Source organism: Methanolinea mesophila (genome assembly GCF_017873855.1).
GTDB lineage: Archaea > Halobacteriota > Methanomicrobia > Methanomicrobiales > Methanospirillaceae > Methanolinea_B > Methanolinea_B mesophila.
Map to the genome: position 1 here is coordinate 193,885 of NZ_JAGGKR010000002.1, position 15,699 is coordinate 209,583.

Here is a 15,699-nt window from a genome sequence, read left to right on the forward strand (position 1 = left end):
GGTGTTGTGGAGAACCCGAAACAGGTATCGGGTTTTTCCCTCACCACCCGGTATCCATTCGAGGGAAGCACCCGGCCGTCAGGGCTCTTCAAGGTAAAACCGCCACTTGCAGAACATATCAGGAGGGTGGGGGTCCGGCGGGGCAAAGAGGCATTCCACCCGGATCCTCTCGTCCACCTCGCGGGCGAAGGCGGTGAACTCCGCCCTGTGCATCTCGCGGCATACGTACTCTTCCAGTCCCCTCTTTCGCCTTGCCTCCTGGGTGGGGCAGGAGGGGACCGAGATCACCACCTCATCCTCGCGCTCCTCGATAAGATAGTCGACGATTATCGCCCATGGAAAATGGCGAAGGGCCCGGACCAGCCCGGTGAGGCCTTTCTCCCGGATATCGAACCTCCGGATGATATCCTTCGCCGCCATCCCGGCGACCCTCCCCCAGACCTGCTCGTTGATAACCTCTGCAACCGGTTGCCCGTACTCCTCGGCAACGTAGATGAACCAGAAGGCGTCCACCACCCGGTAGTGCCAGAGGAGGAATTCAAGGTAATTCCTCTTGTCGTCCGCATCCATTGCATCGAAAATTTCAAGGTTCATCATCGGTATGTCTCCGCATTTTGATCCGATAGCCTTCTTCCATGGATCTCTCCCGCCTCTGTGACCTTGTATCGTAGATCCGGCACAGGAATCCGCCCCCGTTCATACCCCGGTGACCGGTCGGGGCGGGATGGGGTGGAGAGGAAATCGGTTTGCCACTCGTTGGCGGCCGTGATCAAACCGGTCCCGGCCACACCGCCGGATCTTTCGTGTTTCCCGAATTTGCGAGGATTCAATGTCGGGAGTGAGGGTGTGGAGATCACCTGGCAGCTCTTTTCCGGTAGACCATGCCCTGGAAGAGGGCGATCCGGTCCCCGGCATCGTCGGTGACGGTCACCGTGTAGGTGGCGAGTTTCGGGTTCTGGGCAAACTCCTCCGCCGTGGCATGGAGATGACCCTCCCGGGCCGCTTTCATATAGGTGATCGACGCATTGATCGCCGCCGCGGGTATTCCCTCCGAGTTGGAAGCGAGGGCAAAGGCGGTATCCGCGAGGGTGAAGATGGCCCCGCCGTGCACCGTACCGTGGCTGTTCCTGTGCTGGTCCCGGATCTGCATGCTGACTTTTGCGGTTCCCTGCCCGGTCTCAACCAGCGTGATCCCGTTGAACCTGGCATAGAGATCCTGGTCGAAGAACCCGGTTAACGTATCCATGTTCCACCATGGAGTTCATCGCCCCGGAGAGAGAAAAATGCAGCGAAACGCGGGTGCCGGTTTCGTTCCCGGGAGATGCAGGCAAGGTTTTACCATGCCCCGGTCTCTGCCTTCTCCCTGCTGTTGCCCCGGGCCCCAAACCCACAAGTATATTCTGTTCCGTGACCACATCCCCTAAAAACGGACCGAACTGCATGCCGCGATCGTATCCCTCCCTTTCTGTCGGCCCTTCCGCTTATGTCTATGCATGCACCCGCCTCCAGATAAGAAAATCATCACGCTACAAATTACCCGACTACCACCGGATGCTGCACATGGACATCTTCGAATTTGTCCGTTACCTGGGGGAAGACCGGTACAAGGCCGAGTTCTCCGCAATACCCGCACGTCTCCCCCCGGATGACCGGCTCGAGGCGGCACTGGACCTGCACCTCTCCCGGAGCTTCCAGGACGTCCTCGACCTCACGAGCGGGAACCTTCGTCACTTCACCCTCCACTATCTGAAGAAGTACGATATCGTGAACGTGATGATGATCCTCCGGGGAAAGGCGCAGGGGATGGACCCTGCGAGGATTGAGCGGATTCTTATCCCCGCCGGGGAGATGGAAGCGAGATACCTCGACTCGCTCGCGGTGCTCCGGACCCCAGACGAAGTGGTCTCCGCCCTGAAAGGGTGGGACCTCTACCCCCTGCTTGCGAGGCTCTACGACCCGGAACGGGAGAAGGGGATGTTCGCGCACCTGGAGAACGAACTGTACAAAGGGTTCTACACCGGGCTCCTCGAGGTTGCGGGCTCCGGTCTGCCGGGAGGAGACATCTTCAGGCAGTATGTACGCCTGGAGATCGACATCCTCAATATCCGGAACCTCTTCCGGATCCACAGTTGCGAGGAGGAATGCGACGTCCTCTCCTACATTATCCCCGGAGGGGCGATCCCTCCCGGGCATTTGCGGGTGCTCTCGTTCACCGATGACCGCGAACATTTCGAGGCGCTCTTCGGGAAACTGGGAGTATTCCACATCATTTTCGAGGCATTGAAGCAGAGCGCTCCCGAGAGTGTGGAAACCCGGCAGGATGCGCTGGATTTCATCTGGAAAAGGTGGGAGCACCACCAGGTCCAGGTCCCCGCGGTCGCACTCTCCATCACCCGTTCCCGCCTGAAAAAGATCGACGGGCTCGCCCGCAGGCACCCCTTCTCGGTGCTCCCCGTCCTCACCTACCTTGAGCGCACCCAGGCCGAAGTGGCAAACCTGAGGGCGATCGGGAGGGGAAAAAAACTCGCCCTTGCCCCGGAACGAATCGCGAAGTACCTGATCGTATGACGAGCTATACCCCTCCCCCGACACGGATGGAACTCATCAGGATCAAACAGAAGATCCTCCTCTTCGAGCGTGTCCACCATATCCTGAAGCTGAAACTGGAAGGGCTTATCATCGAGGCCCAGAAGCAGGTCAGGGTCCTTGCCGGGGAGCGGAAGGCGCTCGCACTCCGCTATCTTGAAAGCCAGGATATCCTGGTCGAAGCGATAATGATCGAGGGTGAACACGAGCTCTCCCTTGCCGCCTACGCGGTGGAGGGTGAACCGCAGTTCTCGGTCACCACCGAGAACCTGCTCGGGGTGCACCTCCCCTGGATTGCCGGAAAAGACGTGCATAAAAATGCGGTCCGGAGAGGATACGGGATTCTCGGCACCACGTCTCTTGTAGACCAGACCTCGGGAGCGTTCGAACAACTCCTCGATGAGGTGATCAGGACCGCCGGAACCGAGAGCCGGGTCAAGCTCCTCCTCCGGGAGATCGACCGCACCCGGCTGGTCGTGAACAGCCTGGAATACCGCCTGATACCCAGTCTCTATGACGCCCGGCACCGGGGGGAGCTGTTCCGGGACGAACTCGAACGGGAAGAGTATACCCGGCTGTTTCGAATCAAGAAGATCAAGCAGGCAAGTGACTGCCAGGAAGGTGGCAGATAGTAAAGGGAAGACTGCGGACAGCTAAGAATCTTTTCGCCTTTTCCTCCGGGTCCGACCCACGGGATTGGGCAGGGTTCTGCGATCCGCCTGTCTCCAATGCCTTAATGAGCAAGGTCTTTCCATCCTATTCCATGGAGGAAGAGACTCCTCACGGAGAGATCCACCCCTCGGGGCTTTCCAAGGCCCGGGTCGAAACCCTGACCGACGGGATATTCGCCATTGCGATGACCCTGCTTGTATTAAGCATCGAAGTCCCCCAGGCAGGAAGCCCCCCGCCGCTCCGGGACCTTCTCGCCTCGCTCTACCCTGACATTATCCTCTATGTGCTCGCGTTCCTGGCACTCGCGGTGTTCTGGGTGCTCCATCACCAGATGTTCCACTTTATCAGGTCCGTGGACTCGTTCATGCTCTGGCTCAACGTGATCTGGCTCCTCTTCGTGGGCCTGATGCCGTTTACATCCAACCTTGCCGACACCTATTTCAGCGAGTGGTTGGCCGAGGTGATCTTCGGGGCGAACGTGCTGGTGATCGCGTTCATCGTGCTCGCAGAATGGCATCACGTGACCAGGAATCCCCGGATGATGGACCCGTCGGTCGATAAGACCCTTGTAGGATTCGAGATGAAGCGGGGCGAGATGGTGACCGGGATCGCCTTCCTCGGAACGATACTTGCTGCGTTCGGCATATTTCCCGGGGTGGCAGTCTTCGCGCTGATCCCCGTTGTCTTTGCCCTGAGTCCCCAGACCCTGGACTATCTCTCCTCGAAGTCAAGGAAGATGATGCCGGGGAAACGGTGACTCCGCTTTTTTTTAAGTCCCCGGAAATACCGTCGTAGGATGGCTTTTTTATGGGGTTTAGGGGACCTCTCGCCAGACCTCGCAGGCGGGTCGTCCGCGAATCATCCGGTTCCGTCTTCGCCGGGAAACGAACCGTTAGGGCGGGTCCGGCCCGGCCGGGAGGAAAGGATCCGACGGTCAGGACTGCAGGATCTTCTCTACATCCGCAGTGTGTACCATAACCGTCCCTATATTTGCCATGTCCCTGCAGTTCGACCTGTGGACATCCTCGTTCGCGGCTCCTACCGCATCCTCAACCAGATATGTCCGGTAATTGTATGCGAAGGCATCGAATACCGTAGTCCGGATGCAGTTCGGCGTCTGGATGCCGGCGACCACCACGCGCCCGACCCCCATCGAACGGAGCAGGAGGTCCAGGTCGGTATCGAAGAATGCGCTCATCCGGACTTTCTTTATGATATATTCCCCCGCTTCGGGGGCAAGCTCGTCGATCACCCGCGCACCGCGGGTTCCGTCGACGGCAAACGGCCGCCGCGCAAATAGCTCCCTGCGGGAGATCTCCACGTCGCTCCCGTCCGCACGGTGGACCCGTAGCACGTGGAAGACCGGGAGCCGGTGGCGGCGGAACAGCTCCAGGAGTATCCGGATATTGGGGATGATTGCTCCTGCTCCGGGCACCTGCAGGGGGGCACCGTCCCTGATGAAGTCGTTCTGCATATCGATGATCAGCAGCGCTGCGTTGTCCATGGCACTCACTCCGGGGAAGTATGGTGGCGGGAGGACAATAAGGTACGGCGTTCCTGGAATTTACACCCCGGAGGATTCAGGAGATCTGCGTATCTTACCCCGCATTCTCTCCCGGGAGGGCCGATAGCCCTCCGCGGGGCCATGCGATTTCATTTTGCCGTGAGCGCTTTTCCAAGTTTCTTGCCGGCTTTTTCTGCCTTTTTAATCATTGCGGGGTCTTTGGCTGCATCGCCGAGGCTCATCACCCCTGCGGCGACGATGGTCTCGACCATGGCGATCCCGAAGAACCCCATGGTGTCTTCCAGGTGGTTGATCATGGACTCGTACATCTTCGGGTTCGCATCGCCCTGGGCCACGACAAGGACCATCTTCTTTCCCGCGGGCAGGCGGGACGAAAAGTCCGGGTTCATCAGTGCGTACCACCGGTCGAGGAAGAGCTTGGTCTGCCCGCTCATCTGACCAAAGTAGACCGGGGTTCCGAGAACGATGCCGTTCGCGGCGATAAGTTCCTGGTAGAGCAGTGTCATATCGTCATCGACCCTGCACCCCTCGTTCATCTTGCAATACCTGCACCCCTGGCACCCCTGGTATTCCAGGTCTTCAAGGTAGAAGATCTTGGTCTCGTCCCCCTCTGCCGCAGCTCCGGCAAGGACCTGCCTGACCAGGATGTCCGTATTCCCCCCTTTACGGGGACTCCCTACAATTCCGATGGTGGTCTTCATCGCTTCGTATCCTCCTCTGGGAGAGGATGCCCCGTACTCCTATAGAGATTTTTCGGCCGGCGACCTTCGAAACACCATCCCTGGAGGCTCGCTGATTCCACCGTGGGGACGGTGCCTCACCCTTGAAGGATGCCTAAAAACCGACCCGGACTCGGGGGAAGAAGTGACGAGGAGTGAATATTCCGGGAGAGGGGCGGAGTATTGTTTTATGATAAAAATTCGGCCACGGGTTCCGTTCCTTCCGTGCAGTCCGAAGGAAACACCTCGAATCCATCCACAATATCGGGGACGTCGTGTATGGGGATTAATATACCCGTAACGCTGAACCGTGATCCGGAACCGGGTGATGATGACGGAAGAGCGATCGCAGGAGCCGGCCGGGCGGTGGAAGAAGAGCCTCCTGTTCCTGGTCATTGTGATATTTGCGCTGGTCGTACTGGTGTTCATGCTTGTCCCAGGGATGTACCCTGCCGGAGGAACCGGAATTCTCGAGGGAAATGTCAGCATCGGCCCGCTCTGTCCTGTTGAACCCTGCAATGTCTCTCCCGACGTGCTCGCCCGGGCATACGAAGCCAGGAAGGTCGTGGTCACGCCCCTGGACCAGCCCGGAGGGAGCCGGACCGTGCAGATAGGTCCTACCGGTCACTACGAGGTGGTGCTTCCTGCGGGGACCTACCGGGTGGACATAAACCGGCCGGGTATTGATCGGAGTGCCGATGTCCCAGCGACTGTGACGATCCACCCCGGAGCGCGGGAGACCCTGGACATCTCCATTGACACCGGTATCAGGTAGAGGAGTGTGGGTTCGGAAAAAATGAAGGGGGCCGGGCTGAAGCGATAGCGTCCCCGACCTCGTACCTTTCGAAATCCAGGTCCGAAAATTCCGGATAGTTCCCCTGATCCCGGGTCTTCTATTCCGGATGTTCCAGAACCCCCTCGACGAGGGCGCACTCCCTGCACTGTTCACACTCGAATTCGAGTGTGGAGTGGAGGATATTGTACTTCTTCAGTCGCGCCTTGATCTCCTGCTTCATCCCCTCGATCTTCGCTACATCACGCTCACATGAGTAGATATGCGAGTCGAGCACGTTGATGCCGGAGCAGAGGCTCCAAAGGTGCACGTGGTGCACGTTCTCCACCCCTTCTACAGAGGTCATGTCCCGGACCACGGCATCGAAGTCCACGTCCCGGGGGGTGAACTGGAGGAGGATGACAACGGTCTCACGGAGTATTCTCACCGCGGAGATTACGATGATCACCGCGATTATCCCCGATAGGAGCGGGTCCACGATCACCTGCCCGGTCAGGGCGATCCATGCCGCGGCGACCATCACGGCGACCGACGAGACGGTGTCCCCGATCACGTGGAGGAAGGCGCTCCGGATATTCAGGTCCCTGCTCCCGTGGAGGAGCCACACGATGGCGCCGTTCGCCACCAGCCCGACGAACGCGATGGCGAACATCAGCCCTCCCTCGATCGGTACCGGGTTCTGGAACCGGAGGTACGCCTCCCACACGATCCCGGCGGAGACCCCGATCAGGACCAGCGAGTTGATGAACGCCACGAATATCTCTACCCGGTGATACCCGTAAGTCCTTGACGTGGTGGGGAGCTGCGTGGCGATGGTGACCGCCGCGAGCGAGAGGAGGAGGGAGAGCACGTCCGAGAACATATGCCCGGCGTCGGAGAGGAGGGCAAGAGAGCCGGAGACGAACCCCCCCGCGATCTCCACGAGAAGGAAGACGAAGGTCACTGCCAGGGCGATCTTCAGCGACCGCCGGTAATCGCGCCGTTTCGGATGGTCCATACTCTGCAGTCAGTCGTATCGCTGAAAGGGGAAAATAGTTGTCGTCACGGGGCGGGCATCAGGGCCCCCGGAATCCCGGGCAGTCCGTCGGTCCCTGCAGCGCTCTGCCAGAGACTCCTTTCCCTGATCCGGCCCCGACCGGGGATCAAAACGCATCCCGTTAAGAGCTTCCGGACCCAACCTTTTTGCCTGCAGGGCGGAATCATCAATGGACCAGACTATCCTCTTTATCCTCGCGATCCTCCCGATCATGGTGATCTTCGTCGGCCTGGTGTTCTTCCGCAGGTCGGGCACCCTGATGGCGTTCATCGGGTGGGCTCTCACCGTGCTGATCGCGGTAACGTTCTTCAATACATCACTTTCCATCGCACTCTATGCATCGCTTGACGGGATCATCGCCTCGTTCGGGATCTCGCTGATGGTGCTGTTCACCATTCTCCAGGTGACCATGATGGATATCGGGGGCGCCATCCGGAGCATCACCGAGTACATCAAGGAGATCGCCGCCGAGCGGTACGACCAGATCATGCTCCTCAACGTGGGGCTCGGCTCGTTCCTGGTCTCCATCGGGGCCACGCCGGTAACCATGCTTCCGCCCATCATGCTCGCACTCGGGTTCTCCCCCCTTGCCTCGGTCGCCCTCCCCTGCCTGGGCTACGACCCGCTTACATCGTTCTCCCTGCTCGCGGTCCCCATCACCCTCCCGGCGGCGATATTCGGGCTCGACGTGACCATCCTCGGGAGCACCATCGCCCTTTTCCTCCCGGTGGTCAGCACAGGATTCGCCCTTGGGATGCTCTGGCTCGCGGACGGGATTAACGGACTGAAGAAAGGCCTGTTCCCTGCAATACTTGCTGGTCTCTCGCTCGGCCTCTCCTGTATCTTCTTTGTCAACATCCTGCCTGCATCGGCTATCGGCCTTGTGGGAGTCTTCTCAGGCCTGGTCACCATCCTCGTCCTGCTCGCGCACCGGAAACTCCAGGGCAAGCCCCTGCTGGTAAAACGGGAGATCCCGGCCGGTTCGCTGCCGCTCTGGAAGGCTGCGCTGCCCTGGATCCTTCTGGTCGTCTTCATCGTGATCATCAGCATCCCCGCGGTGCAGACCGGGCTCTACAACATCCTCGGTGACCTGCAGAAGATCCCTATCGTCGCGAACAAGTCGGTGGACATCAAGCTCCTCAACCAGGCCTATTTCTGGGTATTGATCAGCACCCTCGTTGCCGCTCCGTTCCTGATCAAACGGAAAGAGGACGGGAAGAAGATAGTGACGCTCTGGCTGAAACGGGCCTGGAGCCCCACCCTCGCGGCCGCCATCTTCTTTGCCATCGCCTACGTGATGGACTGGTCCGGGCAGTCGGTGATCCAGGGGGCCGTAGGGTTCGCCCCCGGGGCGATGACCACCAACATGAACGTGGTGATCGGGCTCACCCTGGCGGGGATCCTCGGTGCCGCGTTCCCCCTGGTGAGTCCCCTGCTGGGCCTCTTCGGATCGTTCGTTTCAGGGAGCGAGACCTCTTCGAACGTGATGTTCTACGGGATTCTGAAGAGCTCGTCAGACGTCCTTTCCCTCGACTTCATCAAGGTCTACGCGGCCCATGCGGTTGCAGGCGGGATCGCGTCCTCCATCGCTCCGGCGAAGATCATGAACGCCGCTGCGGTGATCGACCAGCCGGGGATCATCGGTGAAGTTATCAAGAAATCTGCAGTTGTAGCGATCATCCTCACTGCGATCACCGGGGTCATGCTGGTGATCATGCTGGCCCTCTGACGATTGTCCGCGGAGAGACAGGAAAACGCTTTTTTCAGAAGTATCCGGAATATCCGTGGATACGGTCAGCCGGGATAAGTCCTTTCGAATCAGGCAAAAAGAGTCGGATCGGACGCTGACCGCCCGAATTCATGGGCGGTGCATCTCTTCAATTACCGGAACGCACTTCAGACGGTTATCCTGATCTACGCCGGTACCCTCCGACCGGGACGGTAAGTTCGAACCGGGCCCCCGACCCCGCATTTCCCGTCTCCCGGATGGTGATATCGGTGATCCCGAGGATCTCCCGTGATATGGTCAGCCCGAATCCGGAATGTGCGCCGACTCCTGCCTCGAATATCCGTTCTTTCTCGGAGCCGGGCACACCGGTGCCATCGTCCTGGCAGACGATTATTCCGTGGTCTCCGCCATCCTCGAAAGAGAATATGATGGCGGTGATCGTTCCTCCATGACGAAGGGCATTGTCCATCAGGTTTCCGAGCACCCTTCCGAGAAGCGGATCGGCATATACCTCGAGGTCCCCGGGAATGTCGTTTTTGAGTTCGACCAACTCACGGATGACCCCCTGCCAGGCGGTGCTCACCACTTCCCTGACATTGTGCCAGACCGGTGCATGAACGCCTATCAGTTCGTATTCCCTGGCGATTGCGATCATGTCCCCGATCTGGCCGCTTGCTTTCATCAGGTGGGTGAGATACGCCGCACGCGTGGGATCGGAGATCATCTCCTGAAGGAGAACGGCGTATCCGTCGAGGATTTGGAGCTGGTTGGTGATATCGTGCCTGGTGATGCGGGAGAGGAGGTTTGACTTCCTGTTCGCCTGCCGGAGTTCCTCTTCCACCTCCTTCTGGCTGGTCATATCGCGGGAGATCCCGAATACCTGGGTCACGTTGCCTGAATGGTCGCAGAGAGGGACGAGATAGTGATCGAACCAGCGGCGGTGCTCTCCGTAATCGAACATCCCGGTGCTTCTGAAGTGTTCCCCGGTCTCGAAGACCTTCGCTACCGCCTCTTTCTGGCGTTCTGCGATCTCCGGGGGAAACAGGCTGTCTCTGCTCCGCCCGGTAATCTCCTCTGCGGGCAGCCCCAGGAATTTCGCAGCGGCTTCGTTCACGAATGCGACCCGGTCGTCCCGGTCGATTATGAAGATGAGATCGGGAGACCCCTCGAGAAGCCCGCGGTACCGCGCTTCGCTCTCCCGGAGCGCCTCTTCCATCCTTTTCTGTTCCGTGATATCCGTAAGGACGCCCGAGAGGAGGAGATCTCCTCTTTCGTCTTCCATGTTCTGGATGAGATCCGAGACCCATCGGATCTCCCCGTCTTTTCTGAAGATGCGGTATTCCGCCCTGACGAAATGTCCGGGGGTCGTGAACAGTTCCGTATCGCCGCGTTTCCGTAATCCGGCAATATCCTCGGGATGGATAAGATGATCCCAGCGCAGTGCTCCGCGTTCGAAATCCTCCGGCGAATATCCTGTGATCTCCTCTACGGCACCGTGGATGAACACCGGACGCCAGTCCGGACGGGTAAGGTAGGCGATCCCCCGGAACTTCTCCATAAACGATCGGTACCGCTCTTCGTTCTCTTTGAGCGAGTCCTGGACGAGCTTTTTCCGGGTAATATCTTCGATCTGGGCGAAATAGTGACGAAGGGTCCCGTCCTGACCTCGTATCGCAGTGACGGTAAGGGCGCCCCAAATCATGCCCCCGTCCTTCCTGACGTACCGTTTTTCCGCTTTGAAGTATGGGTGTTCACCGGCCCCGAGCAGCCGGATCCCCTCGGTGTCCGGGGCGATATCAGTGGGATACATGATATCGCCGACGGTCATTTCACCGAATTCCTCCTGGGTGTAGCCGAACATGGATGCCCATGAAGGGTTGACGGCCACGAACCGGAGATCGGGCTGCACGAGGGACATGCCCGGTGCGCTGTTCTCGAAGATGGCCCGGAATTTTTCCTCGCTCCCGCGAAGCTCCTCGTTGATACGCAGCAGCTCTTTCTCGGCTTTTTTAAGGCTGGTGGTCTCCGCCGCCATCGTCATGATAGCCGGCCGGTTGTTGATCGCGACGGGAATGGTGAAGAACGATACGAACACCTGATCACCGTTTTTCCCGGTAAGGGTCAGGGGAATGTTCCGGAGTTTCCCGGAGACCAGCAGGTGTGATGCGAGCCTGCCGAAATCCTTAAACGAGAGCAGTTTCAATTCCACGGGCCCCCTGCCGATCACTTCGGACTCGGAATACCCACTGCTTTTCTCGAACGCCGCGTTTACCGCGATAAATTTTCCATCCGGGAGGCTGTTGATCGCGATGGGATACGGGCTGTATTCGAAAATAGTCCGGAATTTTTCTTCCCGCTCTTTCAGAGCTTCTTCGGCGGCCTTTCGCTCGGTAATGTCCTCGATCATGGAAAGGATGTGAGGCCGGGCCCCCATCCTTATGTACCTCGACGAGAACAGGCATCTCCGGATCTCTCCCGATTTCGTCCGGAACGAGACCTCCATCCCCTGCACCCCCCTCTCTTCACGGAGTGTGGCGAGCATCTGTTTCCGCTGGTTCCGGATTGCGAAGATTCCCAGGTGGTCCGCGGTGTTTCCTATCACCTCTTCACGGGAATATCCGGTGTTCCGGACGAAGGTATCGTTGATATCGATGAACGTGCCGTCTACCGCGGACACGATCGTGAGCGCGACCGGGCTGTTCCGGAACACCGTGGCGAATTTGTTCTCGGATTCCCGCAATTCGGCTTCGGCGGTCTTTCGTCCGGTCACGTCCCTGAAGATACCCCTGACGTACTGCGCTCCACCCTCCACTCTCAGGTCCAGCATCCCTTCGGTGTAGACCCTCGCCCCTCCGCGGCTCATGAACACCACGTCGATGATCCCTGCGTTCTCGCCGGACAATACTCTCCGGAGTATGTCTTCCAGTCTCGCGGGTCCTTCTTCATGAGCGACTCCGGACAAGGTGAGTCCTGCGATCCCGGACTCGCGGTACCCGAGCGTATCGAGCCATTTGCTGTTCGCGAAAAGGATTCGACCGTCGGGTGCAATGCCCAGAATGAGGTCGCGGGTGTTTCGCAGGTCCTGGTGCCGCTGTTCCTGCCCGGCGAGTGTCATCATGGGTTGTCTTTTCAGGACGACCTGCCGGATGGCGTGCGAGAGTTCATCATAGAAAACCTGCGGATCACGGGTTTTACGGAGAAAAAAGGTTGCCCCGTTGTTCAGCGCCTCGATGACCACGTCCTCGTGTCCCGGTTCGCAGGAGAGGATGAACGGGATGGTATTTCCCTCACCCCTGACGGTCCTGAGGAACTCGATGCCATCCAACTGCGGCATCCGGTAGTCAGAGACGATGACATCGTACCTTGAGCCCGCCAGGAGTTCCAGGGCCTCATGAGCCGAACGCACGGCGTCGACCCGGAACCCGCCCTCCTGTTCGAGAAAGGTCTTTCCAGTCTCCAGAAGGCCGGGCTCGTCCTCTACCCACAGTACGTGTGCCCCCCCCGCCATTGTAGTGTCATGTTTACGGGAGCGGATATTTTTTTCGTATCGGATTTGAGGATCGAATGCAGAAAAACTGAATACTCTCCATTATTTCTGATATCTCCTCCGTAATGGAGAGATTATTCCCCGGATCCGCCAGGCTCGGCCATTCGGGTAATAAACGATACCTATTTATCCGGTTGCTCGCGATTCTGAACGGTATGAAAGCGATTGTGTATGCAGGAATTCTTATCCTCTTTGCAGCAGTGCTTATCTGCGGGTGCACTACGGTCCCGCAGGGTAACGCCGCTACGACTCCCGCGGTTACACCCGATCTCCTGGGGAACTGGTCCGGGACCTGGGTGGACTATACAAAAAGCGCGGGATATTCCGATGGGGCCGGGTATAGCATGGTTATGAGCGTTACGGGTCAGAAGGACCGGATTTTCTGGGGATCGTTCTATTTCACCGATCCTGAAGGCGCCACCGAGAGCGAGACGTTTGCAGGGGCGATCGGTCCCGACGGGAAAACAGTGTACATTGCCGAAGAGAATAACGGCTATACCTATGGTACCATTACCGCACCTGACCAGATCGAACTGATTTATCTCCTGAGCGGCGAGAACTACAATGCCGCCATCGACACGCTGAAAAGGGGCTGAAATCCGGGTAATCTCTATTTTTTAGGATCCAGGCGGACGATTTGGGATCTCCCGCCCAATGATTCCTCGAGACCCGGCGTGCTTCAACGACTTCCTAATCCTGAAAAAAGAATCTGACCCGAGGTCCTCCCCTCTCATAATTTTTCGCGATCGAGCCGGTAAGTATACCAGTCCAGCCTTGATGCGCCGATCTTCTCGTAAAAACGGATGGACGGCTCGTTCCAGGTGAGCACCATCCAGTCCATCCTCCCGCACCCACGATTTCGCGCCTCGCTCCGGCAGAACTCGAAGAGCCGTCCCCCGAGACCCCTACCTCTGTAATGTTCGAGAACGAAGAGGTCCTCGAGGAACAGGGTGGGGCGGGCGAGGAACGTGGAGTACGTGAAGTAGAACGTGACATACCCGACGGGTTGTCCATTAAACCTGCACAAGTAGCCTTCGAATCGCGGAGAATCACCGAATGCGTCCGCTGCAAGTCTGACTCGCCCCTCCTCGTCGGGCGGGTCGAGGTGTTCGTACTCGGCGAGCCGTTCGAGCAGGAACAGGAAATCCGGAAAGGTGCGTTCCGTCAGTCGTTCTATGGTGCAATCCGGCATGGGACTATCTGTTCAGAAGATATGTTCTTCCGCCAGATAGCGACATCGCCGTCACGCTTGCAGGGAGTCAAAGAGCCGGACGACGAGATTTGCGGAGGTGGCGAAATGATTGTTTTCCTCCGTCACCGGATTCCTGGCCCCCGGTCCATGGTTATCATTTCACCATATGCAGATTCCGGATTTACACGGATCGGGGCGAGGAACGACAATCCCCGAGACTGTACCCCCAGGCCCTCGTCCGGCCACCCGTGGTCTCCGGTAAGACCGATCCGACCTGGCATCACCTCCCGGTCCAGAAAGCGGGAACGTCCATATTTATGAACGATCATCACGATATTCTGTTCATTCAAACGATCTGGTCATCCATGAGCCGGGAAAGAACGCCAGCATCCGGGTTACGGCTGCTGCTCACCGCACTATGCGTCATCCTTCTCGTACTGCCGGGTATCGTGCTCGCAGAGAACGTTACGAACACTACGCCAACCGGTGAAGTGACAACCGTTGCGACAACGGCCATACCTCCCCCGACCGAGACTCCCGCGGTATATCCCGACCCGCCGCCCTACCTCGTGCTCGGTGTTCCAGTCGTGGACAACCTTACCTGCACGATGTACGGGGTCGCGGCCCCGGGCTCCGGAAACGTGACCATCGAGAATATCCGGTGGGACTGGGGCGACAGCCAGACGCCGGAATACCACGGGTTCCCGTACTCGCACTTTTACTCCGGTGCCGGGGTATATACCCTCACGATCACCGCGCTCCAGTCCGACGGGCAGGAGACCGCGAGGAATGTCACGGTCACCATAGCGCAGCCTGTCGTCCCGGCAACCACCCCCGTCGCCACGGTCTCAGGTACGGCGACGGTCACCCCGACACAGACTACGGAGGGACCTGGTCCCGGGATCCCGGTGAGCCCGCCGGTCCTGACCCTCCTCGAGCCGGTGGTCGACGGGATGAACGTCACCGTGAACGGGAACCTTAACCCGGGTTCCCCGGGGACGGTCATCACGATAGTGAACGTCGACTGGAATGACGGGAATACGACGACCTCTCCCGACCTCCCGGTGACCTACCGGTACTCCACCCCGGGGACCTACACCATCGCCATCACCGGGACCCAGTCGGACGGGCTCTCGACCACCAAGAGGATCACCCTCGAGATCCGGAACCAGACGACCGGGTCGCCCGGGCCGACCCCCGGGTCCCCGCCGCCGACGGACCAGCCGATATTCGTGATAATCCTGGTCACCGCCATCGTGGTCGTCGTGGTCGGGGCGATCTTCCAGCAGATCCTGCACAGGAGAAGGGGACCGCCCGCAATGCCGGAGAACCACGGGGGGTTCACCCCGCGGACTGGGCCTCTCCCCAAGAACATCCCCTCTCTCGAGGTGCTGGAGACCCTGTGCACCGGGACCGACGTATCGCCCGAGGTCCTCGACGCAGTCGTCCGGACGGCGGTGGAGATCTCCCGGGAAGGACGGGAGGGCAAGGCGGTGGGGACCTCGTTCGTGGTCGGCGACACCGGGAACGTGCTGGACCATTCACGACAGTTTGTCTTGAACCCGTTCCACGGCCACAACGAGGCCGAGCGCCGGATCACCGACGTGGGCATCAGGGGACATATCAAGGAGTTCGCCCAGCTCGACGGTGCGTTCATCGTCACCGGTTCCGGAGTGGTGGAGGCCGCCGGCCGGTATATCACCGTGGACGTGAGCCAGGTGAACCTTCCCGGCGGGCTGGGATCGCGTCATTCGTCGGTCGCGGGGATCACGCGGGTCACCAGGTCGATAGGGGTGGTCGTCTCCCAGAGCGGGGGGCTCATCACTCTCTTCCGGGACGGGAAGATCGTGTACACGATCAAGTCGTGAATACTGCACCTCTTTCGGGTGCCCGGCCCATT

General features: G+C 59.2%; 14 protein-coding genes. 7 read left to right on the plus strand and 7 right to left on the minus strand.

Annotated elements, in window-relative coordinates; genetic code table 11:
• Positions 1–78: 78 nt before the first annotated feature.
• Positions 79–597 carry a DUF6125 family protein gene (locus tag J2741_RS12400; RefSeq protein ID WP_245249806.1) on the minus strand — a complete coding sequence of 173 codons (519 nt, stop codon included), beginning with the start codon at positions 595–597 and terminating at the stop codon, positions 79–81.
• A gap of 256 nt (positions 598–853) precedes the next feature.
• Positions 854–1,246, minus strand: coding sequence for a PaaI family thioesterase (locus J2741_RS12405; protein ID WP_209676034.1), 393 nt, complete (start codon positions 1,244–1,246; stop codon positions 854–856).
• A gap of 194 nt (positions 1,247–1,440) precedes the next feature.
• On the opposite strand from J2741_RS12405, the gene J2741_RS12410 reads away from it, so the two are divergent.
• From J2741_RS12410 to J2741_RS12420, 3 genes are all read left to right on the plus strand, one after another.
• The gene (locus J2741_RS12410) at positions 1,441–2,568 is read left to right on the plus strand and encodes a V-type ATPase subunit (protein WP_209676043.1); all 1,128 of its coding nucleotides are present in this window, start codon (positions 1,441–1,443) and stop codon (positions 2,566–2,568) included.
• Entirely contained in the window at positions 2,565–3,218 is a 654-nt protein-coding gene (locus J2741_RS12415; protein ID WP_209676045.1) for a V-type ATP synthase subunit D, read from the plus strand. Before J2741_RS12410 ends, J2741_RS12415 begins: the two co-directional genes overlap by 4 nt.
• A gap of 131 nt (positions 3,219–3,349) precedes the next feature.
• Entirely contained in the window at positions 3,350–4,015 is a 666-nt protein-coding gene (locus J2741_RS12420; protein WP_209676047.1) for a TMEM175 family protein, read from the plus strand.
• Positions 4,016–4,192: 177 nt separating this feature from the next.
• On the opposite strand, the gene J2741_RS12425 is transcribed toward J2741_RS12420, so the two are convergent.
• Together J2741_RS12425 and J2741_RS12430 are read right to left on the minus strand one after the other, a co-directional pair.
• Positions 4,193–4,762, minus strand: coding sequence for a cysteine hydrolase family protein (locus J2741_RS12425; RefSeq protein WP_209676398.1), 570 nt, complete (start codon positions 4,760–4,762; stop codon positions 4,193–4,195).
• Between the two features lie 149 nt (positions 4,763–4,911).
• Positions 4,912–5,484, minus strand: a complete 573-nt coding sequence (locus J2741_RS12430) for a flavodoxin family protein (RefSeq protein WP_209676049.1) — start codon at positions 5,482–5,484, stop codon at positions 4,912–4,914.
• Between the two features lie 346 nt (positions 5,485–5,830).
• Between J2741_RS12430 and J2741_RS12435 the strand changes: the two genes are divergently transcribed.
• A complete protein-coding gene (locus tag J2741_RS12435) occupies positions 5,831–6,277 on the plus strand; it encodes a hypothetical protein (protein WP_209676051.1) in 447 nt (148 codons plus the stop codon).
• Between the two features lie 118 nt (positions 6,278–6,395).
• On the opposite strand, the gene J2741_RS12440 is transcribed toward J2741_RS12435, so the two are convergent.
• Complete coding sequence (locus J2741_RS12440; protein WP_209676053.1) at positions 6,396–7,292, minus strand: cation diffusion facilitator family transporter; 897 nt, start codon at positions 7,290–7,292, stop codon at positions 6,396–6,398.
• A gap of 208 nt (positions 7,293–7,500) precedes the next feature.
• On the opposite strand from J2741_RS12440, the gene J2741_RS12445 reads away from it, so the two are divergent.
• Positions 7,501–9,060: an L-lactate permease gene (locus J2741_RS12445; RefSeq protein WP_209676055.1), complete on the plus strand. Its 1,560-nt coding sequence runs from the start codon at positions 7,501–7,503 to the stop codon at positions 9,058–9,060.
• 175 nt (positions 9,061–9,235) lie between these two features.
• Here the strand turns inward: J2741_RS12445 and J2741_RS12450 are convergent, their stop codons facing one another.
• Positions 9,236–12,568 carry a PAS domain S-box protein gene (locus J2741_RS12450; protein WP_209676057.1) on the minus strand — a complete coding sequence of 1,111 codons (3,333 nt, stop codon included), beginning with the start codon at positions 12,566–12,568 and terminating at the stop codon, positions 9,236–9,238.
• A gap of 194 nt (positions 12,569–12,762) precedes the next feature.
• On the opposite strand from J2741_RS12450, the gene J2741_RS12455 reads away from it, so the two are divergent.
• Positions 12,763–13,203, plus strand: a complete 441-nt coding sequence (locus tag J2741_RS12455; RefSeq protein WP_209676059.1) for a hypothetical protein — start codon at positions 12,763–12,765, stop codon at positions 13,201–13,203.
• Positions 13,204–13,337: 134 nt separating this feature from the next.
• Here the strand turns inward: J2741_RS12455 and J2741_RS12460 are convergent, their stop codons facing one another.
• Positions 13,338–13,799 (minus strand): GNAT family N-acetyltransferase, encoded by a 462-nt coding sequence (locus J2741_RS12460; protein ID WP_209676061.1) that lies wholly within the window; start codon positions 13,797–13,799, stop codon positions 13,338–13,340.
• 365 nt (positions 13,800–14,164) lie between these two features.
• On the opposite strand from J2741_RS12460, the gene J2741_RS12465 reads away from it, so the two are divergent.
• Positions 14,165–15,667, plus strand: coding sequence for a diadenylate cyclase (locus tag J2741_RS12465; RefSeq protein ID WP_245249810.1), 1,503 nt, complete (start codon positions 14,165–14,167; stop codon positions 15,665–15,667).
• Positions 15,668–15,699: the final 32 nt, after the last annotated feature.